Here is a 19178-nt window from a genome sequence, read left to right on the forward strand (position 1 = left end):
GGACGCGGCATCGCGAGTGCCGCGCTTAACGCCGCGCCGCGCGTGCCCAGGCCCTCAGCGTGTCGCCGAAACCGCCGCGCACGCGCGCCGCGGTGCGAGCGCTCGTGACGACGCGCGGTGCTGCGCTCCAGATCACACTGGCGCCGACCGCGACAAGCCGCTCGACGAGTGCGACGTCTTCGCTGCAAGCGAGCGGCGGAAAGCCTCCGGCGCGCCGGTATGCCGACGCGCACACGCCGAGATTCGCACCGTGCACGTGGCCGTGGCCGTCGGCGTCGCGATAGACGCTGGCGAAAATCTCCCGCACCGCCGGCGGCTGCGGGCTCCAGTCGTCGACGCACACCGAGCCGCACACCGCCTCCCCGCCGAGCGATAGCTGCACGGCGAGCCAATCCGGCGACACGCGGCTGTCGGCGTCGGTGAATGCCAGCCAGCGCGCGCCGGCCGCGAGCAGCAGCGCGGCGCCGGCTGCGCGCGCGACGCCGACGTTGCGGGCCGCAACGCTCAGCACCTCGACGCCCGCGGCGCAGGCGATCGCATGGCTGCGGTCCGTGCAGGCGTCAAGGACCACGACGATGCGCACGGTCTCGCCGCCCAGCGCGGCATGGCGGGCGGCGGCCGCGAGCGCGGCAAGGCAGTAGCCGAGGAGTTCCTCCTCGTTGTGCGCGGGGACGACGGCGCCGATCATGCGAGCCACTCGCCTTGAGCGACGGAACGCCCGTCGCGAGTCCAGACGTCGATCAGCACATCCGCCTCCCGATGGTGCGCCACATGCAGAACGCCGCAGCGCGATGCGAAGCAGGCGTGTACCGCCTCCGTCGAGACCTGCCGTCCGTCGAACCGATGCCGCCAATCGCAGGCGAGCAGGCAGCCGTCGCCGTCCAGCGAACCGTCGATGCGCGCGGCAAGTCGCCGTAGATCGTCGAGGCCGAGGTAATAGGCGAATTCGCTGACCACGATCAGGTCGAACGGCGCGGCCGTCGCGGGCCAGTCGCGCGGCAGCGTGCGCCTCTCGACGCGCGCGTGCGGCCATGGCGCGAGCCGTTCGCGAGCCGCGCGTACGGCTCGCGCGTGCAGGTCGACGGCAAGCAAGGCGTCGCAGCGCGGCGCGAGCATCGCGCTCAGCTCGCCGTTCGCGCAGCCGGGCTCGAAGACGTTGCGGTAGCGCTCGCGCGGCAGCATCGCGAGGGTGAGCGCGCGCTTGCGCCGCTCGTACCAACGCTCGCGCAACTGCCACGGATCGTCGCCGCGCGCATACAGCGCATCGAAATAGCGCTGCGTCTCGCCGTCTGCCGCCTCGTCGGAAGGTGGCGACAACGCACGAGTGCGGCATCTCACAGTGTCCATCGAAGCTCTCCTTCGGGCGAAGCCGCGTCGCGCGCCAGCGCTTCGCCGAGCGCGGCAAGGTCGTGCTCGGCATGGCTTTGCCTGACGAACACTGGCAGATCGGCCAGCGCGCGTGCGAACCCAACGTCGCGGCAATATGGCGCCGCGCCGAGCGCGCGCCCCACCGCACTTAGTACGGTATCCACCGCGGCTTCGACGCCGAGCCGTGCTCGCAGCGCGGCGGCCTGTTGATCGGTGTGTGCGGCCTGCGGATCGGCGTCGATGAGCCGCGCCGTCTCGCGCAGCAGCGCCGCCGCGCCCGCCAGGGCCACGTCGGCTGCCCCCAGATGGGCGAGCCGATACGGATCGGGACGCGCCGCCGTGGCGTCGCGCAAGCGCCGCGCGAGACCGGCCGCGGCGCCGAACCAGCAGGCGCCAATGCCTGCCCCGCCCTGCCAGAAGCCTGGGCGGCGCACGTAGGCGTGCGGCGTGCCGACCAGCACTGCAGGCGCGCGCTCGAAACGCACGTCGCCGCTCGCGGTCGCACGCATGCCCACTGCGTGCCAGTGTTCGGTGCTTCGCACCATATGGGTCTCCCCGATCGGCACGGCAGTAAGCTGGGGCTCGCCGTCAAGCCACGCGACGACGAGCGCGTCGGTCACCGCATGCGCGCCGGAACACCACGTCTGCACGCCCGACAGCAGCACGCGCGCGCCATCGAGACGCTCCGCCTCGACGCGCGCGTCGCGTGCCTGGGCGGCCCATACGGCCCAGCGGCTGCCTCGGCGCGCAGGCGGCCCTCCGAGCTCGGCCAGAATGGCGAGCGCATCGGCGTGCCCTTCAAAGAGCTTGACCAGACCGAGATCGCGCGCCGCGACCGCGGCCAGCGCGCGCCAGCGCTCGAGCGTCGCCCCGTGGCCTGGCAACGGCAGACGATCGAAGCCGCCGTCGACCAGCCGGGCAAAGGCGCCGCTCAGCTCGCGCGGGTCGTCGGCATCGAAGCGCAGCGCCGCGAGACGGGCGTCCAGACCAGAGCCTTTCGCGCCCGGTGCTTGCGACGCTGAGTGAGGCTTCAAATGGCTGGCCATATGAACGTTCCTGGACGGTTTGACGATATGGCAGGCAAATCAGCAAGCCATGTTCCAATCCTGCGCCGCTTCGGTCGCGGTACGGCACTTGCTGCGTCCTCCGCAAACGACGCAAGGAGCAACGCCATGAACCGCAATCCCTCCGACACCACACATTCGCAGCAGTCCGACCTCGAACATCCGCGACCCGCGAAGCACAACGACGACGAGCGCAGCCGCATGCCGGATCGCCCTGACAAAACGCGCAAGCAGTCGCCTGCGGACCAGCCCGGCAAGAAACCGGGCGAAGGCGAGACGCCGGTCGGTTAGCCGGAATCCTTTTTCTTCTTCGCGGAGCAAACCATGGACGAAACGCATAGCGCCACCGCAGTTCATCATTCCGCCTTTACCGCCGATCCGGCAGACGCTGCGCCGCATGACCGGCTGTCGAGCGCGGTTTCGTGGGGCGCGATCCTCGCGGGCGCGACGGGAGCCGCGGCTTTTTCGCTGATCCTGCTGGCGCTTGGCACCGGGCTTGGGCTGTCGACGCTTTCGCCGTGGACTTCGCCCGGCGGCGGCTCGGGCAAAGCATTCGGGGTTGCCGCCATCGTATGGATCTGCGTGACGCAGATTCTGACTTCAGGCCTCGGCGGCTATCTCGCCGGCCGCCTCAGGCGGCGATGGATCGCGGCCGACGCGGACGAGATTCATTTCCGCGACACGGCGCACGGTTTCCTGAGCTGGGCGGCGGCCACGCTGTTCACTGCGGCGGTGTTGACGACGGCGCTGGCCGGGTTGGTTCACGCGGGCTCGCAAGCGAGTGCGCCCGCTGCGAATCGCGCGGCCTCACTCGGTGAGCCGCTCGCCCTTCAGCGCGGCGACGCTGCCGCTGCCGACCGGGTCTGGCCGGTCGGCTATTTCGTCGACTCGCTGTTCCGGCAGCCCTCCGCGGCTGCGGCGAGCGCCGCGCCGCCGGTCGCGGCCGCCGACGCCCCGCGCGTCGAGGTCACGCGGATCTTCCTCAACAGCGTGGCGGCTCACGCACCATTGGCTCGCGAGGACAGCGCCTATGTGGGCCGTTTGATCGCGCGGCAAACCGGACTCGCTCCGCAAGCCGCGCAAGCACGCGTCGATGCGACCTATGAGCAGCTTCAGCAGAAGCTCGACCAGCTCGATGACGCCGCGCGAGCTGCGGCCGACAAGGCGCGCAAGGCCGCGATCTACGCATCGCTGTGGCTATTCGTGTCGCTGCTGATGGGGGCGTTCAGCGCCAGCCTGGCAGCGGCGTGGGGTGGCCGCCAGCGCGATCTCTAACATTCCTGTCCATTGCATTCCAAAGGAGGAGCCGGCCATGCGTTCGATTCTGCTATATCTGCTTGGCGTACCTATTCCGATCATCATCCTGATCGCACTGCTATGGCATTAGGAGCAGCGCCGCGTCATGCGTCTTCAGGGGCGTCTATCCGCGTCGTGATCGACGAAAGTCTATTGCCGCGCGGATGCAGGGCGCCCCCCTTGCGCGAGTCGTTCGATTGTCGTGACCGATGTGCAGACGTTACGTCACGCCGCTGACGGATGCTGTCCCGCGCTAAACGCGGCCCGAACTTCGTTCACCGTCTGTTCAGGCGCCTGCAGATGCGGAAAGTGGCCGAGTTTGGGGAGAATCGAAAGCTCCGCACCGCTACGGTTCGCGTACTCGATACCCATTTCCTTTTTTATATAGATGTCCTGCTCGCCCCACACCACCTTCACGGGGACTTTCAGATTTGCGACATTGGTTTCGAAGTACTCCTGGTCGCGGGTGAAGCAGGAGTAGTAGTGAAAGAAGGCGTCTGCTGACGTGAGATCACCGCCCCACCCTTTCGCCATATCGTCTCTGAACGCCTGGGACAATGGGTAGCGCTCCTCCTCGGACATCCCGCGGAAGAATGTGTTTGCCAGAATTTCGTCACGGTTCCTGTTCATCGCGGCACGCACGGCGTCAGACGAAGGCTTCGACTTCAGGCCTTGCAGGCTTTCGTACATGTACTGCGGGCGGTCGAATGGGGCAAAGTCGCCGACGATGATCTTCCTCGCGATATCCGGTCGCTCCAATGCTGCCAGCAGCGCGGGCAAGGCCCCGATATCGGTGGCATAAATCACCAGCTTCGAACTGTCGATGCCAGACGTGCGGATATAGGCTTGCAGCACCTGGGCATAGTCCTTCGGCGCGTAGGAGAAGCGATCGACGTCTGGACGCGAGGATTGTCCGTAGCCCGGCCAGTCAAACGCGTGCACCTCGTATTCGCAGGACAGAGATTCGGCGATCGCCTTCCACGCATACATCGTCTCCGGGAAGCCGTGCAGGAATAATACCGAACCCTTTGAATGTGCCGGCCGATAGACCATTTGACGCAGCCTGATGTCAGGGTTGATCTGCACCTCCCCGACTTCGATCTTCGGCGCCGATGAGGGTGACGCCGGCACGATCTCACATGGGGAAATGCTTACAGCTACTGCGGAGAAAACTGTCGCCTTCGTTTCAAGGTTGAACATGATCGTTGTTCCCGTTCAATGCGAAAGTGCACCAATTAAATTGCCAAAAGCAATGCGCCAGCCCCTTTGCCCAACGTCGCAACTGATGCGGCGCAGTCCCAGACGACTCACGCATTTCGAAGAAGCCCGCCGGCACAGCGCTTTTTACTGGCACCTCGAACATCGGCTGCGAGTGCAGTCTTCGGATACCGTATTCAGCGCCGCTGCTTCCTGTTCCGTGAGATAACAATCTCGGAAGCGCTCGTCGACGCGCTCCCACATCAGTCTCGAGAACAGCAGCGCCGCATTGAGCGGGCGATGATTGATGACGACGGAATCCGTCTCGCCCTTCTGGTTCAGATGCGCGACGACCACCGTCTCGATCGGCATGCCCTGGATCTGCGAACGATAGGACTCCATGTACAAACCGTCGCCACGCTTGCCCTTGTAGCTGTGATGCTGGAATTCGTAGAGCGAGATCGCATGTTTGATGACGGAGAGAATGTCGGCTCGTCCTTCGATCGGACGCTTCAGGACGGTGGCTTCGAGCGTCGCGTTTTCAGCGAGGCTCGTCAGCCAGAGCGGCGCACCGCGAGCGGGTGCCATCACGGGGGCTGTGTCGTTGAACTTCATGGTGCTGCTCCTGCTTTCAGGTCATCGGATGCGGCCATGATGGGGCTTTACTCGTAACGCGGAAAGTGGCAGCATCGCCATTATTCGTGGAATTTCAGACACGAAATGGCCATCGTCCGCATCTGGGTCTATGACGGAATCCTCGCGTCCGGCGTCGCGGGCCCGGTCGACGTATTCAGCGCGGCCAATCAGTTCCATGCGCGCAAGGCCGCACCCGCAGCGACATCGGCGCCCGTGTTTGCATGGCGCGTGGAGTCTCTCGACGGGCGTCCCGTCACGGCTGCGTCAGGCCAGATCATTCCCGTCGACGGCAAGATCGATCCGCGCAAACGGGCGGACGCCGTTCTGCTGACGGCACCGTTTTTCTCGAACATCGACGAGTTCCTTGGGCGCCGCGAGCAGTTGAACGAACTCTCTGCCGCGCTGCGGCGCCAACGCAAGGCAGGCGCCGTGTTGGCGGCTTATTGCACGGCCAACTACCTGCTCGCCGAGGCGGGCCTGCTGGATGGCCGCGCCGCAACGACGCACTGGGCGAGGGCCGCGGACTTCGCGCGCCGCTATCCGCGTGTGGAAGTCCGCGCACAGGAAGTGCTGATCGCGCAGGACGGCATCATCTCGGGCGGTTCCGTGACGTCGTATCTGAATCTCGCTGTTCGGCTCGTCGAAACTTTCGCCGGCGAAAAACTCGCCGCGATGACCGCGAAAGCCCTGCTGATCGACATGAACCGGACGTCGCAGGCATCTTTTGCAACGCTTCTCGACGAACATGGGCATACCGACACGCTCGTCGCGCGCGCCCAGCAGCAGATGGAGGCGACCTTGCAGCAGGGCTTCCGGCTGGGCGATCTGGCGGCGTCGCTGGCTGTCAGCGAACGCACGCTCAATCGCCGTTTCAAGGCAGCCGTCGGGCTCGCACCGTTGACGTATCTGCAGAATCTGCGCATCGAGGTCGCGAAAAGGCTGCTGGAAACGCGGCCAATCGGGCTCGAGGCGGTGAGTCAGCGAGTTGGTTATGGCGATACCAGCACGTTCCGGCAATTATTCAAGCGCAAGACCGGGTTGTCACCGAGCGAATATCAAATGCGATTCTCGCGTGCCACGGCGGAGAATATGGAAGCCGGGTCAGGGCGCAACGGCGGCTAGGGCTTCACGAGATCATCACGTCATGGCCCGCTTCATATCTGTCCCATTTCCCCGCACTGTTCTGTTGTATCTCAACGTATCTGCAGGAGCCAAGGATACGCACGCATACGCAAAACCCGTTTTCGGACATGAGCGGGATACGTTCATCCGCTCAAATACGCCGATCGCGACCGGACCGCGGAGACTGTACATCGCGGACATCACGCGCAACGCAATACGCTGATCCAAGACTGGAAACCAATCTCATGTCAAAAGACACGCCCCAATCCTCATCGCGCCGGTACTTCGTCGGTATGGCCGCAGCGGCACTCGCCGCAGGCTCGCTGGGCCGCCTCGCCTTCGCGGAAACGAGCCCGTCAACCGGCAACGTCACCGAGCCCGCGAACGGCCACAAGACGGCGATCCGGCCGTTCCGCGTTCATGTTCCCGAGTCGCAGCTCGTCGACCTGCGGCGCCGCATCAAGGCCGCGCGCTGGCCCGATCGCGAGACGGTAACCGACGAATCGCAGGGCATCCAGCTCGCCACCATTCAGGGACTCGCGCAATATTGGGCAACTGGCTACGACTGGCGCAAATGCGAAGCGCGGCTCAATTCGTATCCGCAGTTCATCACTGAGATCGACGGACTCGATATTCATTTCATCCATGTGCGATCGAAGCATGAAAACGCGATGCCATTGATCGTGACGCACGGCTGGCCCGGCTCGGTCATCGAGCAGTTCAAGATCATCGATCCGCTCGTCAACCCGACTGCGTACGGTGCGCCGGCTTCGGATGCTTTTCATCTCGTGATTCCATCATTGCCCGGTTACGGGTTTTCGGCGAGACCGACCACAACGGGCTGGGGACCGGAACGCACGGCCCGCGCGTGGGTCATGTTGATGAAACGCCTCGGCTACGAGCGCTTTGCATCGCAGGGCGGCGATCTCGGCGGGATTGTCACGAACATCATGGCCAAACAGGCGCCGCCCGAACTGATCGGCATTCATGTGAACTTTCCTGCCTCGGTTCCGGCTGACATTCTCAAATCGCTCGCTGCGGGCGACGCGATGCCTGCCAACTTATCGGCCGAGGAGCAGCACGCGTATGAACAGTTGAGCGCCAACTTCAAGAAGAAGCGCGGCTACGCTTTGGAAATGGGCACGCGCCCGCAGACGCTGTACGGACTCGCCGATTCACCCGTCGCGCTGGCTTCCTGGCTACTCGACCACGGCGACGGCTACGGCCAGCCCGCGGCGGCGTTGAGCGCAGCCGTGCTCGGTCGTCCCGTCAACGGTCATTCAGCAGGCGCGCTGACGCGAGACGACATACTCGACGACATCACGCTGTACTGGCTGACCAACACTGGCATCTCGGCGGCGCGCTTCTATTGGGAGTCGCACGCGAATTTCTTCCTCGCGGCCGACATCAACGTGCCTGCCGCCGTGAGCGCTTTTCCGGGAGAAAACTACCAGGCGCCGAAGAGCTGGACCGAAAAGGCCTATCACAACCTGATCTACTTCAACAAACCCGAAACGGGCGGCCACTTCGCGGCATGGGAAGAACCGATTATCTTCGCGCATGAAGTGCGTACGGGCTTGAGGTCCCTGCGCGCGTGAAAGCCGGGCCGGCCACCTGGTCAGCACACGATGCTTGCCCAGGTGGTCAGAGTTCAACACCACGTATTCGCCGGTTGGCCGGAGTGCAGGCAGACAGTGGCGTTCACGTTGCGCACCGCTTCCTCCCTTGCATACTGCTATGGCTGGGCAAACACGTCCGTGCGATTGGAAAGATCTCCTGAGTTTGTTTGCACGAAGAACGGCACGAACGTCGAGCCGATCGAGATCAACCCTTGATAGTCCCCGACGAAGAAGCCCTCGGCATTCGGCGCGGTCTTGAGGTCGAACGCCCCTGCGAGATGTGTTTCGTTGGCGAACGTCGTTCCCTTGTCCGTCGATGTCGTCTGCCAGATATCCGTTGGAAGTGTCGCTATGTTGCCATCCGCCAGATTGCGGAAATCGTAGTACGTCACCGCAACGGTCCCCGACGAATTGACGTTGATGCCTGGATTAAATGCCGGCCGCCCCGTAGGTGTATTGACCCGGATCGGTGTGCTCCAGGTGCTGCCGCCGTCTTTTGAAGTCGAGAGCGCGATCTCATCGTAGAGCCCGCCATTGAAGCGCGAATCCTGCCATACGGCATAGAGCTGGCCGGTCTTGGGATCGATCGCGGGCTCCGGAATAATGTCCCCTGAACGCACCGCTTCGCCGGTGTTCGGATCAAACACCGAGACGGTCTGCAAACCCGAGATAACCTTCGGCTGCGTCCACGTCGCCCCGTCATCGGTCGATTTGATGAACGCCACCTTGCCGGCCGCTTTCGAGAACGGCGGAGAGATCAGGTCGAAGAAGTCATAGAGCGTTCCGTCCTGCGAGTTGACCACAATCTGGTTGCCGATCGTCTGCTGCCGCGATGGCACCGACACGATAACGGATGGCGGACTCCATGTCGTGCCACCGTCGATCGTCCTTGAGAACATCGATGGTCCCCGGAAGGCGGCCGTATGCGTGTTCGCATAAGGATTGCCGTTCGGCAGTTCCAGCCGGTCCCACACTGCATAGGCGACGCCTGCCTTGATAGGGTTGGCGGTCACCGATTCCTTGTCGTTGAAGAATTGCAGCGTTGGTTCGTTGTTGGCGATGATGGTCTTCGGCTGCGCCCACGTCTGGCCGCCGTCTTTCGAAACCGAAGCGAGCACCCCATTGCTGTTGTTGGATTGATTGAAGGAGATCGACACGGCGTACGCCGTTCCATCGGGGCCGATCGACACCCATGGGTCGGACGCGCGCTCGTAGGCTGTCCCGCCCGCGCATGCACTGAAAGGCAGTTTAGCCGGCTTGCCCCACGTAAAACCGCCATCGAATGACGAGCTCACAGCCAGGCCGTGCGCGCCGCCGTTGTCCCATCGGTCCTGCTGCCATACGCCGATAAGGTTCGAGGGATTATGCGGGTTCGTGGCGAGCCAAGGCTCGACTTCGGCGTTCACATAGCTTGTGCCGGGGCCGCCGATGGCGCAAGTGGCAAAGGGGTTGAAATTGGAGACCAGGACGGGCGCAGCCCGGCTGGCTGTCATGCTGGTTGCGAGGACAACAGCGAGCGGAATGCCGCTCAAAAGTACACGAGACTTGTTGCTGCGCATGGATGGCTCCTTCTCCATTGCAGCCCGAGCAGTCCAAGGTAGCCTGCTGGCAATTGCGAAAGCATTGGAACAGCGTTGCACCCATGCCTGATGTCTCAACGATGGCATCGTCGGCGCGCCTTGTTTCCATCATATTCGCCCGCCACACTCACTACCGCTTCAACTGCACAGACTGCGAACGCTGAACACCGTCAGCGCGTCGGTTGCGACTTCAGTACCAAGTACCCATCAGTCTCGCGTGTCGGAAATCCGGCACACACCGATCGGACTCTTTGCAATGACCACTACTTGTCAGATGCGTGTAATGGACTTTAGATTGTGGCAAAAGGCGCTGCGCGAATTTATTGTAACAATCGCGAGCGATGCACGCTTTTATTCAAGACGGATAGAAGCGATAAGCGCGACAGACGCGGCTGCTGTAAAAGAGCTTGACGGGTTGATTTATGTATTTTGGATATTCGTTGGGTCAGCAACCGATCGAAGCCGTCGTTGTTTGGTCCCACGGTGTCGGCAAACACGCCGTCGATCACCACGTTCGTGCAGCTTCGTGAGCAATGTGAGCGGCATCGAGCTGAGCAACGTGGCGATCGCGGGCACCACATACGACACCTCGCTGTGCGCACCGCCGACCTGATGCGGGCGCAAGGACGCGGGCAACCGCGTCCTTTCCCGTTTAGCCGCCGCGCCGCCTCGTGAGCCGCTTGAGCCAGCCGCCACGTCCGAAGTCGGTCTGCTGCAGGAACACGGCAATCACGATGATCAGGCCTTTGAGCACAAGCTGGGTATTGCTGTCGATGTCGTTCAGCAACAGCATATTGCCGAGAAAGCCGAAGATGAGCACGCCCGCCACCGTGCCCGATATGCGTCCTGTGCGCGCGGTGCCTCGTCCGCGCCGCGCTCCGGCGGCGCGAAGTCCTTGCCGATCATCATCGAGACGAGCGCCGTCGAGGATTCGACCTGCGCGACCGGCAACGTCGAAATGTGCCTGCCGTCGCGCAGCACGGTCACGCGGTCGGCCACCGCAAAGACTTCGCCCAGCCGGTGGCTGATCAACACGATGCCCATGCCGCGCTCGCGCAACTGCCTCGCGAGCCCGAGGAGCGCCTGGGTCTCCACGTCGGACAGCGCCGAAGTCGGCTCGTCCATGATCAGGACCTTCGCGTCGGCCGCCAGCGATTTGGCGATTTCCATCAGCTGCTTTTCGCCGACCCTCAACGCAGCCACGCGCGTTTCTGGATCTGCGCGAAAGCCCAGTTGATCGAGCACGCTGCGCGCCGCCCGCCGCATCGCGCGCCGATCGGGAAAGCCGAGGCGTGTGCTTTTGTCATGCCGCGCGCGGCGGCGTCACCGTGGCCCATCGCTCCACGATCCGGCGATTCGCAAACCGCCACAGCACAAAGCCGTGGAACTCGATCTTCTGTCCGGAGACTGCGTCGGTCGCGCGCCAGGTGTTTCGGACCATCACCTTGTCCCGCTCGGCGATGATGTCTTCGACGGTGACATGCAGGTCCGGCCATTTCTCGTAGAGTCCCGTCATCATCGCAATCGCGGCTTCGGGGCCGACCTGAGGGCCTGAAGGTTCGTCATGGTCCAAAAAATCGGCGCTCAGGTTCTGCCGCGCGACTTCAGCTTTCTTCCGGTTCACGAAGTTCTCGAAGTGTTCGATGACGAATTGCTTCATTTCTTCGAGACTGAAACCCGGATCACCTTCCGGTGGCACTGCAAACGTCTGCATGGTTCACCCCTCTTTGGTCAGGAGCTTGAACGCATGCTGCCATTCGTTGCGCAGGAAGCCCGGCAGACACCACAACATGCACAGCGGTTCAAGCGCGCGTGCCGAGACGATGCTTCCGCAGTCGTAAGGCTCCCAGCCGAACTCGCGGATGATCCCGGCGACGCTTGCCTTCGCCTGCTCGTCGTTGCCGCACAGGAACATGGTCGGCGTGCCTTGCGCAAACTGCGGATCCACCATCAGCGCATTGCCGACGCTGTTGAATGCCTTGACTACGTGGGTACGGGGAATCTGAGCTTGAATCTGCTCACCCGCTGATTCGTTCGGACCGGTCGTATATTTCAGCACGCCGTTGACCGGCGGCTCATCGGCGAGCGGATTGGTGGCGTCGATCAGCGTCTTGCCGGCAAGATTGTCCGCTCCCGCCAGCTCGATCACGTTTGCCGCGATGCGGCCGAGGACTGCCAGCGCCACGATGTCGCCGAAGCGGGCCGCCTCGTCGAACGTACCGGTCCTCGCGCCAGCATGATTGCGCGCCCATTCCTGCACGTCGGCCTTGTCGGGACTGCGCGTACCCAGCATCGCTTCGTGACCGTGCTTGAGGAAGCCTGCCGCCAGCGCGCGGCCGACGTCACCTGAACCCAATACGCCAACTTTCATTTCATCCTCTCCTTCGCCGGCGATCGCCAGCGCCAATTTCGCGAGCAGGATCACACGCCGTCGGTAGGGTTTCCTGCTGGGTCGCGCAATAACGAGAAGCCGATTCGCGTGCCAAACCCGCATGTGTAAGCGAGTTGTACGAGTAGCATGGCTGCAGGTTCAGTGTAGCGCGCAAGCGTGATGGGACCGGCGTCGATCCGCTCGGCGCCGATGTCGTCGACCAGTTGACCGACGATCATCCGCGCATTCGCGTCGTCGCCGCAGACGAAGACGGCCGCACGTTTGCCGCCGACATGCACGTCCGGCGAGTGCAGCAGCTCAGCAAACGGCGGGATGGCCTTCACCACGGTTGCCCAGGGAGCCAGCTTCGCGATCTCTTCCGCGCCGGAGGTCGTCGTGCCGACAAGCAGGCCGCTCATGTCGGGCTTCAACGCATTCGTGCAGTCCCATAGGACCTTTCGTCCGGGTGGCGTGCCGGCTTGCGAGAGCGCCTCAGCCGCGGCGGTCCAGGGCGTCGCCAGCACCGCGACGTCCGCGAATCGCACCGCTTCGGCGACGCTGCCGGTCTGCGCACCCAGCGCTGCTGCCGTCGCCCGGAGCTTCGCCATGTCGAGACTGAAGCTCAGCATCACTGAATGCCCCTTGGCTACCAGATGCTTCGCGAGGCCCGTTCCGACATTCCCGGCCCCGATGATTCCGATTTTCATGGTCAAGCCTCCTCATGTAGCGTCAGGCCTGCGCGATGTTTGCCCAGATGGTCTTGTATTGCGTATAGCTCTCGAGCGCTTCGGCACCTTGCTCGCGTCCGTAGCCGGACATCTTGTAGCCGCCGAACGGTCCGTTCGGGTGGTACTTGTGCCACGTGTTGATCCAGACCGTGCCCGCGTCGATGCGATCGGCGAGCCGCAACGCGCGCGCCAGATCGCGCGTCTGAATGCCCGAGGCGAGACCGTACGGTGTGTCGTTAGCGATGCGCACGGCCTCCTCCTCGCCCTCGAACGGAATGATGGGCAGCACCGGACCGAAGATCTCCTCGCGGCTGATGACCAGATCGCTTGTCGCATCCGCGAACACCGTGGGTTCGATGAAGAGTCCTTTACCGTCGATACTGCGGGTGCCGCCACCGGCCACGAGGCGGGCTTTCGATGACTTGCCGGCGTCGATGTACCGCTGCACCTTGTCGAATTCCGCTCTCGACGCAATCGGCCCGACCTGGGTGCGCGGATCGAGCGGATCGCCCAGCACGGCGGCCTGCGCCATTCGCGCGAGCTTTTCGACGACCTCGTCGTAGACCGGCCGCTCCACGAGCAGCCGCGAACCGGCCACGCAGACTTCACCCTTGTTCCAGAAGATGCCCCAGAAGGCCGTCCGGACCGCCGCGTCCACATCGGCGTCAGCGAAGACGAGGTTCGGCGACTTGCCGCCGAGCTCCATCGTCGTGTGCTTGAGCGTGTCCGCGCCGTTGCGCATGATCGTCTGGCCGACGGCGGTCGAGCCGGTAAAGGCGATCTTGTCGACCAGAGGATGCTTCACCAGCGCGTCGCCGAGCGATCCCCCGGGTCCCGTGATCAGGTTATAGACGCCTTCCGGCACCCCGGCATCGAGCATCACCTGGGCGAGCGCGAGCGCGGTGAGCGGTGTATCGGACGCCGGCTTGTGCACGACGGTGTTACCGGCTGCCAATGCCGGTGCGACCTTCGAACAGGTGAGCGCCAGCGGAAAATTGAAGGGCGTGATCGCTGCCACCACGCCAAGCGGTTCACGACGCGTGAGGATCCGCAGGTGCGGTTCGTATGACGTGCGATAGGCGCCTCCCATCGCATGCATCGCGCTTGCGCCGAAGAAGCGGAACAGCCCCGCGCAGTGGGGCATGATGATGTCGAGGAAATCACGGTACGGCATGCCCATATCCATCGATTCACGCAGCGCAAAATCTTCCGCGCGCTCTTCAAGCAGGTCGGCCACACGGAAGAGGATCTTTGCGCGCGCTTCATGATGCATGCGCGGCCAGGCGCCCGTTTCGAATGCCCTGCGTGCTGATTCGACCGCGGCGAAGGCGTCTGCCACAGTCGCCTTCGCGAACTCCGTGACCGTTTCTTCGGTGGTCGGATCGACACTCGAAAGCGTCGATCCATCGGATGCATCGCGCCACGTGCCGCCGATGAGAAGCTGACCGCGTGGCATGCGCTTGCGCCGCGGGAGCGTCGCCGATTCCTGGATCATGATCGACCTCCTGACTATTGCCCGGTGGAGGCCATTCTCGGCGCCGAGGCGGAGCTCGTCTACGCTATCTGACGATGAAACAGTTGTGAGCGGAGGTGGAAGATGAAAGCGGACGCAGCCGGTTCGATCGACCTCTTGAGGTCATTGAAAACATTTGCGGCGACAGTCGAGCTGGCGAATTTTTCGGCCGCCGGCCGCCAGCTCGGGATCACACCCGGTGCGGTGAGCAAACAGGTCGGCATGCTCGAGGCGCGCGTCGGCTGCCGGCTGTTCCAGCGCAGTACGCGGCACCTGTCGGTAACCGAGCAAGGCAGGCGGCTCTACGCGATGGTGCTGCAGCCGACGCAACAGATCGAGGCAGCAATCGCGACGCTGTCGGCCGACGAGACGCAGTTGAGCGGACCCGTGAAGGTATCGCTGCCGATCGCATTCAGTCGCGTTGCGCTACTGCCCGTGCTGGGTCGGTTCAGAGAGCGCTTTCCCCAGATCGAGCTCGACCTGCGTTTCGAGAATCGCCGCGTGGATCTGATTTCGGAAGGCTATGACTGTGCGATCGGTCAGCTCAAGGATACGGATTCGAGTGTCGTCGCCAGAACGCTCGCGCCGTTGACGCTGATTCTGTGCGCGGCACCGGCATACCTCGAACGGCAAGGCACCCCCGCCTCAGTCAAAGAGCTGGAGCACCACGAAGTCATTTCGTTTCGTTCACCGAATTCCGGCCGAATCCAGATCTGGAAGTTTCAGGTGCGCAACAGGGAAGTCGTCTTTCAGCCTCACTCCCAGCTTGTGGTGACGGATACCGAGGCCTTGACCGAACTCGCCGTTGCGGGTTGTGGCATCGCGCTGTTGGGCGCACATCACGCCGCTCCGTTGATCGACGCCGGCAGACTGAAGCACGTGCTGCCGGGATGCGCCGAGCGACGCAGCGACATCTGCATCTATTACCCCGCGCGCAGGCATTTGCCGCCGCGAGTCTCGGCATTCGTCGAGTTCGTCGTGACGCAAGTGCGGGACAGCGAAACAGTCAAGCGCGCGATGGCGATCGGACGGCGGCGGCGGCTGGCCCCACAGGCGGGAACACAGGCCGGCGGGTAGGTCGCCGCGTCGGTTGCGGACCGCGGGAGCAGGATGACGTATGCCGTACGCGCGTCGGCCGCTATCGGATCGGCCGCCAGCCGCACGTGGCGATGCTCCGCCCAACCCAACGACTGCGAACATTCGCGCGCCTCGGCATACCGCGTGAAGCAGATCGACACGTCATTGCGCCCTTCAGACTCGCCCGGCTCACGAGGTCGAGGCAGACTTTTTGGAGTCGAACGGGAATATTCGAAGCGCACCGGTCGTTTAGCCTGCGGCGGTTTTTCGCCAGTCAGCCGAGGAGGGAAGTTATGTCTCAGATCTCGTGGGGTCTCAAAGCGGCAGCCGTGATTGTCCTCGCCGCCAATTTCACAATCGGGCATGCCGCAGCCGAGGATGCTTACGTTGTCAAACCACTCGTGTCCAACGTGGCAGGCGCTGCCCCGAAGGTCGACGGGGTACTGCAGAACGCCTGGGGTATTGCCTTTAGTCCGGCAGGCAGTCCATTCTGGGTCAACGATAATGCAGCGGGCTGCTCTACGCTGTATGACGGCGAGGGGACAAAGGTGGCGCTGCAGGTCTCCATTCCGCTACCGGGCAACGTCATACCGGCCGGCGCCTGTCGTCCCGTTTATCCTAACAATCCACCGAATCCCACGCCCGCAGCGCCGACCGGGATCGTATGGAATCCATCGTCAGCCTTTCTCGTGCCAGGTACGAAGATCCCGGCGCTATTCATCTTCGCCACCGAAGACGGCACGATTTCCGCTTGGGCCATCGGATTGAATCCGGCGAACAACGCCGTGATGGCAGTCGATAACTCGTCCAATCCCTCCGCCGTCAACGGGGCCGTCTATAAGGGCCTGGTCTTCGGAGTGAACGCGAAAGGAGGATTCCTGTTTGCGACGAACTTCCGCTCGGGCCAGATCGACGTATTCGGGCCGAACGGTTCGAACGGCATGTTCACGCCCGCGACGACGGATGGCGGCTTCGCCGACCCGAACATCCCAGCCGGCTACGCCCCGTTCGGTATCGCGAACATCGATGGGGACCTGTTCGTCACCTATGCGCAGCAGGACAGTAAGAAGCACGACGATGTTGCAGGCCGCGGTCATGGATTCGTCGATGTATTCGATACCGACGGCCACCTGCTGCGCCGCTTTGCGAGCCAGGGACCGCTCGACTCGCCGTGGGGCGTCACGCGCGCATCGTTTGCGTTCGGGCGCTTCAGCGGCAAGATCCTCGTAGGCAACTTCGGCAATGGCCGGATCAATGTCTTCGACAATGACGGCAGGTTCGTCGATCAACTGGAGAATGAGTCCGGCAATCCACTGGCTATCGACGGCCTGTGGACTCTGACACTGGGTGGCGGCCGCAATTCGAGTCCGGACACGCTGTACTTCTCGGCAGGTCCTAACAAGGAGACCAACGGGCTCTTCGGCATCATCGCTCCAGTCAAGTGACTGCTGGCGGCGAGCGTCGGCTCAGAACGTGCTATAGCCGCCAGCAGGCCCCCACCGCAGCCGGTCGCGAAACCCGCCAGACGCGACCGGCTCCCGGCGGGCGCCGCATCTGGGGGCTGGGGCATTGTCGCGTGACGTCGCTTAACGGCTGTTTCGCAAGCTCAACTGATTCGACACCGACCGGACTCCGCGCACTGAACTTGCCGCGTCGCCAGCGAGCGCGATCTGCCTGCGCTCCGGTACCCATCCCGTGAGCGTAACGACGCCGAGGCGCGCTCTGACGCGAATCCCGGAAGCATCCAGATTCGGCGTGCGCCTGAGGGCGCTGCGCACGTCACGGGTTACCGCGCCATCCGGCCTGTTCTGAAGCCGCGATGTCGAGTCAGCCACCCTTTGCACAGTCGCGCCGGCCTCGGTGTCCACGTCCGTTTGCGCGCTTGCATGGATCGAGCCACTACTGATGATGACCAGAGCCAGGATCGCGCCGGTTTTATTGCTCGCACCGTTCACGTTCATGCTCCCCCTCTGCAAAGGACGAAAGACCGATCGGTTCGCCATCGCGAACGAGCGCCCCCCGGGACGCGCAACGGCGCAACGCCTGCGCCCAGGAGCAGCGAGCGCAGGCGGAGAAAGCCTGAATCATGGCGGCAAGAATCGATCCAATACCGATTCACCCTCATTGAATTTTGCCCCGCTGCGAACGTGGCCGGGCCGCAGCGACTTCTTCGTGGCCGCAAGGTGATCCGCCAGTTTACGCCCCCCATCGAGTGTGCAAGTATCCTTGCCAAGGTGTATCCCGCCCATCCTTGCGAGGTCCCACATGGCCTGGAAACTTTGGAAAACCGAGAAGCGGCAGGACGATACGCGCAACTGGCCGAGCGGCACGTACGAGTCGTTGAAACAGCTGCTGGATATGTACCTGAGCAGCGACTCTGCACCATTTGCGAACTGGGCCGCCCCCGGCATTACCTTCCCCGCCGAAGTCGAAGCGCTTGCCCGAAACGGGGTCCGGGGATATCAGCTTGCCCTCTGGTTCTGGCTTTTTGCTGAGAAGCACGGCTCTATCGCGGCAAAAATGGCGCGTGAATCTTTTTGCCTGCTGGCGGACGCCGTGCAGGCATCATCCGGCGACAGGATCGACGCGCTCCTCGAACTCGAAAACCGCCTCGCGCATTCTCTCGAAGCGCTTTCCGCTCAACAGTGCACGTTTCGGCTAGAAGGTCTGTCCGTGGAGCTACCGACTGAGTTTTTCCTGGCTACGGGTCTGCTACGGCTCGCACCGGACTCGCCTTATGCCGGAAACGAGAGCGCCGGTCTGCAAGGTAACGACTTCAAGCTGGCCGATTGTTTTCGCCATGCAACCGAGGAGGGACTGTCGATCTTCCGGCCGATGATCGACGCGGTCGACTTCGACGCAAAATCGCTGCCCAACTGGAAGTGGAGCGCTCATCCTGGCGCAGCCGAGCGGCATCTGCAACGACGTCACAACAATCCGCTGTTTCCCCTGCATCGCCAGCTGGTGACGGCCCACGAGGTCTTTGAAGCACGTCTTGCCGACGCCCAGTCGCTTCAGGACATCCGCAGCGCGCTCAATGAAACTAGCCGCTCGTTCTCCGCGACGACCGAACTGCCATTGAACTGGCAGTCCTTCCTCGAAGGATACCGGGACCACGTGGACAGACTGGATGAGCGTCGCCTCGTCGCGGGCGGACAGAGCACGTCCCTCGCAGAGGCAATCGGAAAATTGCGCAGCGACATTCTCACGACCTGGCGTGCTTCGATTCACAAGAACCCGCACAGTCTCGCCACGCTGGAGCAGGAAGAAGCGAAACGGGCCGCGCGCCGGACGTTGCTGTATGAATGCCACTGGACCGCACAGCTATTGGGTCACGGGTCCGCAATTCCGCCGGAAGAGATCGTTCCCGCCCTGCTGAGCGAGTCCGTCCCCGAACTGGAAAAGGCAGTGGCCGGCTTGCAAAGCGAACCGCGGCTGCACGAGACGCTGGCGCAGTGTCGCGCAACCGCGCATCGGCTTGTCAACGAGCTTCGCGCGGCGGGTCACCCTCTTCCCGAGATCGACGACAAGCTCCGCATTCTGGATGGTGCGCCCGGGAAGTTACCGGACTGATCATCTTCGCGGTGTCCCAGGTCTTGTCACCTTT

The 19178-nt window shown here is 63.4% G+C and carries 20 protein-coding genes; 7 read left to right on the plus strand and 13 right to left on the minus strand.

All coding sequences use genetic code 11. From position 1 onward, the window contains the following. Window positions 1-25: 25 nt before the first annotated feature. The 3 genes from LJ655_RS01585 to LJ655_RS01595 are packed head-to-tail and all read right to left on the minus strand — an operon-like array spanning window position 26 to window position 2414. Window positions 26-688 (minus strand): glycosyltransferase family 2 protein, encoded by a 663-nt coding sequence (locus LJ655_RS01585; RefSeq protein WP_230559505.1) that lies wholly within the window; start codon window positions 686-688, stop codon window positions 26-28. Next, entirely contained in the window at window positions 685-1347 is a 663-nt protein-coding gene (locus LJ655_RS01590; protein WP_230559506.1) for an SAM-dependent methyltransferase, read from the minus strand. Before LJ655_RS01590 ends, LJ655_RS01585 begins: the two co-directional genes overlap by 4 nt. Further along, window positions 1335-2414, minus strand: coding sequence for an acyl-CoA dehydrogenase family protein (locus LJ655_RS01595; protein WP_230559507.1), 1080 nt, complete (start codon window positions 2412-2414; stop codon window positions 1335-1337). Before LJ655_RS01595 ends, LJ655_RS01590 begins: the two co-directional genes overlap by 13 nt. Before the next feature lie 126 nt (window positions 2415-2540). Here LJ655_RS01595 and LJ655_RS01600 point away from each other — a divergent pair, with 126 nt between their 5' ends. Further along, window positions 2541-2723, plus strand: coding sequence for a hypothetical protein (locus tag LJ655_RS01600; protein WP_230559508.1), 183 nt, complete (start codon window positions 2541-2543; stop codon window positions 2721-2723). Between the two features lie 33 nt (window positions 2724-2756). Beyond that, a complete protein-coding gene (locus LJ655_RS01605; protein ID WP_230559509.1) occupies window positions 2757-3707 on the plus strand; it encodes a hypothetical protein in 951 nt (316 codons plus the stop codon). A gap of 246 nt (window positions 3708-3953) precedes the next feature. Here LJ655_RS01605 and LJ655_RS01610 read toward each other — a convergent pair whose 3' ends face one another. Both LJ655_RS01610 and LJ655_RS01615 read right to left on the minus strand, forming a co-directional pair. Further along, window positions 3954-4928 carry an alpha/beta fold hydrolase gene (locus LJ655_RS01610; protein WP_230559510.1) on the minus strand — a complete coding sequence of 325 codons (975 nt, stop codon included), beginning with the start codon at window positions 4926-4928 and terminating at the stop codon, window positions 3954-3956. A gap of 144 nt (window positions 4929-5072) precedes the next feature. Further along, the gene (locus tag LJ655_RS01615; protein WP_230559511.1) at window positions 5073-5540 is read right to left on the minus strand and encodes a hypothetical protein; all 468 of its coding nucleotides are present in this window, start codon (window positions 5538-5540) and stop codon (window positions 5073-5075) included. Window positions 5541-5645: 105 nt separating this feature from the next. Here LJ655_RS01615 and LJ655_RS01620 point away from each other — a divergent pair, with 105 nt between their 5' ends. Together LJ655_RS01620 and LJ655_RS01625 are read left to right on the plus strand one after the other, a co-directional pair. Continuing rightward, on the plus strand, window positions 5646-6683 hold the full coding sequence (locus LJ655_RS01620) for a GlxA family transcriptional regulator (protein WP_230559512.1): 1038 nt from the start codon (window positions 5646-5648) through the stop codon (window positions 6681-6683). 245 nt (window positions 6684-6928) lie between these two features. Beyond that, window positions 6929-8281, plus strand: a complete 1353-nt coding sequence (locus LJ655_RS01625; protein ID WP_230559513.1) for an epoxide hydrolase family protein — start codon at window positions 6929-6931, stop codon at window positions 8279-8281. A gap of 137 nt (window positions 8282-8418) precedes the next feature. Here the strand turns inward: LJ655_RS01625 and LJ655_RS01630 are convergent, their stop codons facing one another. From LJ655_RS01630 to LJ655_RS01660, 7 genes are all read right to left on the minus strand, one after another. Continuing rightward, the gene (locus LJ655_RS01630) at window positions 8419-9861 is read right to left on the minus strand and encodes a sialidase family protein (protein ID WP_230559514.1); all 1443 of its coding nucleotides are present in this window, start codon (window positions 9859-9861) and stop codon (window positions 8419-8421) included. 673 nt (window positions 9862-10534) lie between these two features. Beyond that, complete coding sequence (locus LJ655_RS01635; RefSeq protein ID WP_230559515.1) at window positions 10535-10702, minus strand: hypothetical protein; 168 nt, start codon at window positions 10700-10702, stop codon at window positions 10535-10537. Continuing rightward, window positions 10663-11148: an ATP-binding cassette domain-containing protein gene (locus LJ655_RS01640; protein WP_268991292.1), complete on the minus strand. Its 486-nt coding sequence runs from the start codon at window positions 11146-11148 to the stop codon at window positions 10663-10665. Before LJ655_RS01640 ends, LJ655_RS01635 begins: the two co-directional genes overlap by 40 nt. 37 nt (window positions 11149-11185) lie before the next feature. After that, complete coding sequence (locus LJ655_RS01645; RefSeq protein WP_230559517.1) at window positions 11186-11596, minus strand: ester cyclase; 411 nt, start codon at window positions 11594-11596, stop codon at window positions 11186-11188. Between the two features lie 3 nt (window positions 11597-11599). Continuing rightward, the gene (locus tag LJ655_RS01650) at window positions 11600-12253 is read right to left on the minus strand and encodes an NADPH-dependent F420 reductase (protein WP_230559518.1); all 654 of its coding nucleotides are present in this window, start codon (window positions 12251-12253) and stop codon (window positions 11600-11602) included. A 50-nt stretch (window positions 12254-12303) separates the two neighbouring features. Further along, window positions 12304-12960, minus strand: a complete 657-nt coding sequence (locus LJ655_RS01655; RefSeq protein ID WP_230559809.1) for an NADPH-dependent F420 reductase — start codon at window positions 12958-12960, stop codon at window positions 12304-12306. 22 nt (window positions 12961-12982) lie between these two features. Continuing rightward, window positions 12983-14476: an aldehyde dehydrogenase family protein gene (locus LJ655_RS01660; RefSeq protein ID WP_230559519.1), complete on the minus strand. Its 1494-nt coding sequence runs from the start codon at window positions 14474-14476 to the stop codon at window positions 12983-12985. Window positions 14477-14578: 102 nt separating this feature from the next. Between LJ655_RS01660 and LJ655_RS01665 the strand changes: the two genes are divergently transcribed. Both LJ655_RS01665 and LJ655_RS01670 read left to right on the plus strand, forming a co-directional pair. After that, complete coding sequence (locus LJ655_RS01665; protein WP_230559520.1) at window positions 14579-15571, plus strand: LysR family transcriptional regulator; 993 nt, start codon at window positions 14579-14581, stop codon at window positions 15569-15571. A gap of 293 nt (window positions 15572-15864) precedes the next feature. Further along, window positions 15865-17016 (plus strand): TIGR03118 family protein, encoded by a 1152-nt coding sequence (locus tag LJ655_RS01670; RefSeq protein WP_230559521.1) that lies wholly within the window; start codon window positions 15865-15867, stop codon window positions 17014-17016. Between the two features lie 141 nt (window positions 17017-17157). Here the strand turns inward: LJ655_RS01670 and LJ655_RS01675 are convergent, their stop codons facing one another. Beyond that, window positions 17158-17532 carry a BON domain-containing protein gene (locus tag LJ655_RS01675; RefSeq protein ID WP_230559522.1) on the minus strand — a complete coding sequence of 125 codons (375 nt, stop codon included), beginning with the start codon at window positions 17530-17532 and terminating at the stop codon, window positions 17158-17160. Between the two features lie 304 nt (window positions 17533-17836). Between LJ655_RS01675 and LJ655_RS01680 the strand changes: the two genes are divergently transcribed. Further along, window positions 17837-19144: a tryptophan leader peptide gene (locus LJ655_RS01680; RefSeq protein WP_230559523.1), complete on the plus strand. Its 1308-nt coding sequence runs from the start codon at window positions 17837-17839 to the stop codon at window positions 19142-19144. Window positions 19145-19178 lie beyond the last annotated feature (34 nt).

The sequence above is a fragment of the Paraburkholderia translucens genome (assembly GCF_020881035.1).
Lineage (GTDB): Bacteria > Pseudomonadota > Gammaproteobacteria > Burkholderiales > Burkholderiaceae > Paraburkholderia > Paraburkholderia translucens.

Excerpts from the sequence above, each read along its gene's own strand:
- LJ655_RS01585 (WP_230559505.1), bottom strand. The coding sequence starts at position 688 with ATGATCGGCGCCGTCGTCCCCGCGCACAACGAGGAGGAACTCCTCGGC.
- LJ655_RS01590 (WP_230559506.1), bottom strand. The coding sequence starts at position 1,347 with ATGGACACTGTGAGATGCCGCACTCGTGCGTTGTCGCCACCTTCCGAC.
- LJ655_RS01595 (WP_230559507.1), bottom strand. The coding sequence starts at position 2,414 with ATGGCCAGCCATTTGAAGCCTCACTCAGCGTCGCAAGCACCGGGCGCG.
- LJ655_RS01600 (WP_230559508.1), top strand. The coding sequence starts at position 2,541 with ATGAACCGCAATCCCTCCGACACCACACATTCGCAGCAGTCCGACCTC.
- LJ655_RS01605 (WP_230559509.1), top strand. The coding sequence starts at position 2,757 with ATGGACGAAACGCATAGCGCCACCGCAGTTCATCATTCCGCCTTTACC.
- LJ655_RS01610 (WP_230559510.1), bottom strand. The coding sequence starts at position 4,928 with ATGTTCAACCTTGAAACGAAGGCGACAGTTTTCTCCGCAGTAGCTGTA.
- LJ655_RS01615 (WP_230559511.1), bottom strand. The coding sequence starts at position 5,540 with ATGAAGTTCAACGACACAGCCCCCGTGATGGCACCCGCTCGCGGTGCG.
- LJ655_RS01620 (WP_230559512.1), top strand. The coding sequence starts at position 5,646 with ATGGCCATCGTCCGCATCTGGGTCTATGACGGAATCCTCGCGTCCGGC.
- LJ655_RS01625 (WP_230559513.1), top strand. The coding sequence starts at position 6,929 with ATGTCAAAAGACACGCCCCAATCCTCATCGCGCCGGTACTTCGTCGGT.
- LJ655_RS01630 (WP_230559514.1), bottom strand. The coding sequence starts at position 9,861 with ATGCGCAGCAACAAGTCTCGTGTACTTTTGAGCGGCATTCCGCTCGCT.
- LJ655_RS01640 (WP_268991292.1), bottom strand. The coding sequence starts at position 11,148 with ATGCGGCGGGCGGCGCGCAGCGTGCTCGATCAACTGGGCTTTCGCGCA.
- LJ655_RS01645 (WP_230559517.1), bottom strand. The coding sequence starts at position 11,596 with ATGCAGACGTTTGCAGTGCCACCGGAAGGTGATCCGGGTTTCAGTCTC.
- LJ655_RS01650 (WP_230559518.1), bottom strand. The coding sequence starts at position 12,253 with ATGAAAGTTGGCGTATTGGGTTCAGGTGACGTCGGCCGCGCGCTGGCG.
- LJ655_RS01655 (WP_230559809.1), bottom strand. The coding sequence starts at position 12,960 with ATGAAAATCGGAATCATCGGGGCCGGGAATGTCGGAACGGGCCTCGCG.
- LJ655_RS01660 (WP_230559519.1), bottom strand. The coding sequence starts at position 14,476 with ATGATCCAGGAATCGGCGACGCTCCCGCGGCGCAAGCGCATGCCACGC.
- LJ655_RS01665 (WP_230559520.1), top strand. The coding sequence starts at position 14,579 with ATGAAAGCGGACGCAGCCGGTTCGATCGACCTCTTGAGGTCATTGAAA.
- LJ655_RS01670 (WP_230559521.1), top strand. The coding sequence starts at position 15,865 with ATGTCTCAGATCTCGTGGGGTCTCAAAGCGGCAGCCGTGATTGTCCTC.
- LJ655_RS01675 (WP_230559522.1), bottom strand. The coding sequence starts at position 17,532 with ATGAACGTGAACGGTGCGAGCAATAAAACCGGCGCGATCCTGGCTCTG.
- LJ655_RS01680 (WP_230559523.1), top strand. The coding sequence starts at position 17,837 with ATGGCCTGGAAACTTTGGAAAACCGAGAAGCGGCAGGACGATACGCGC.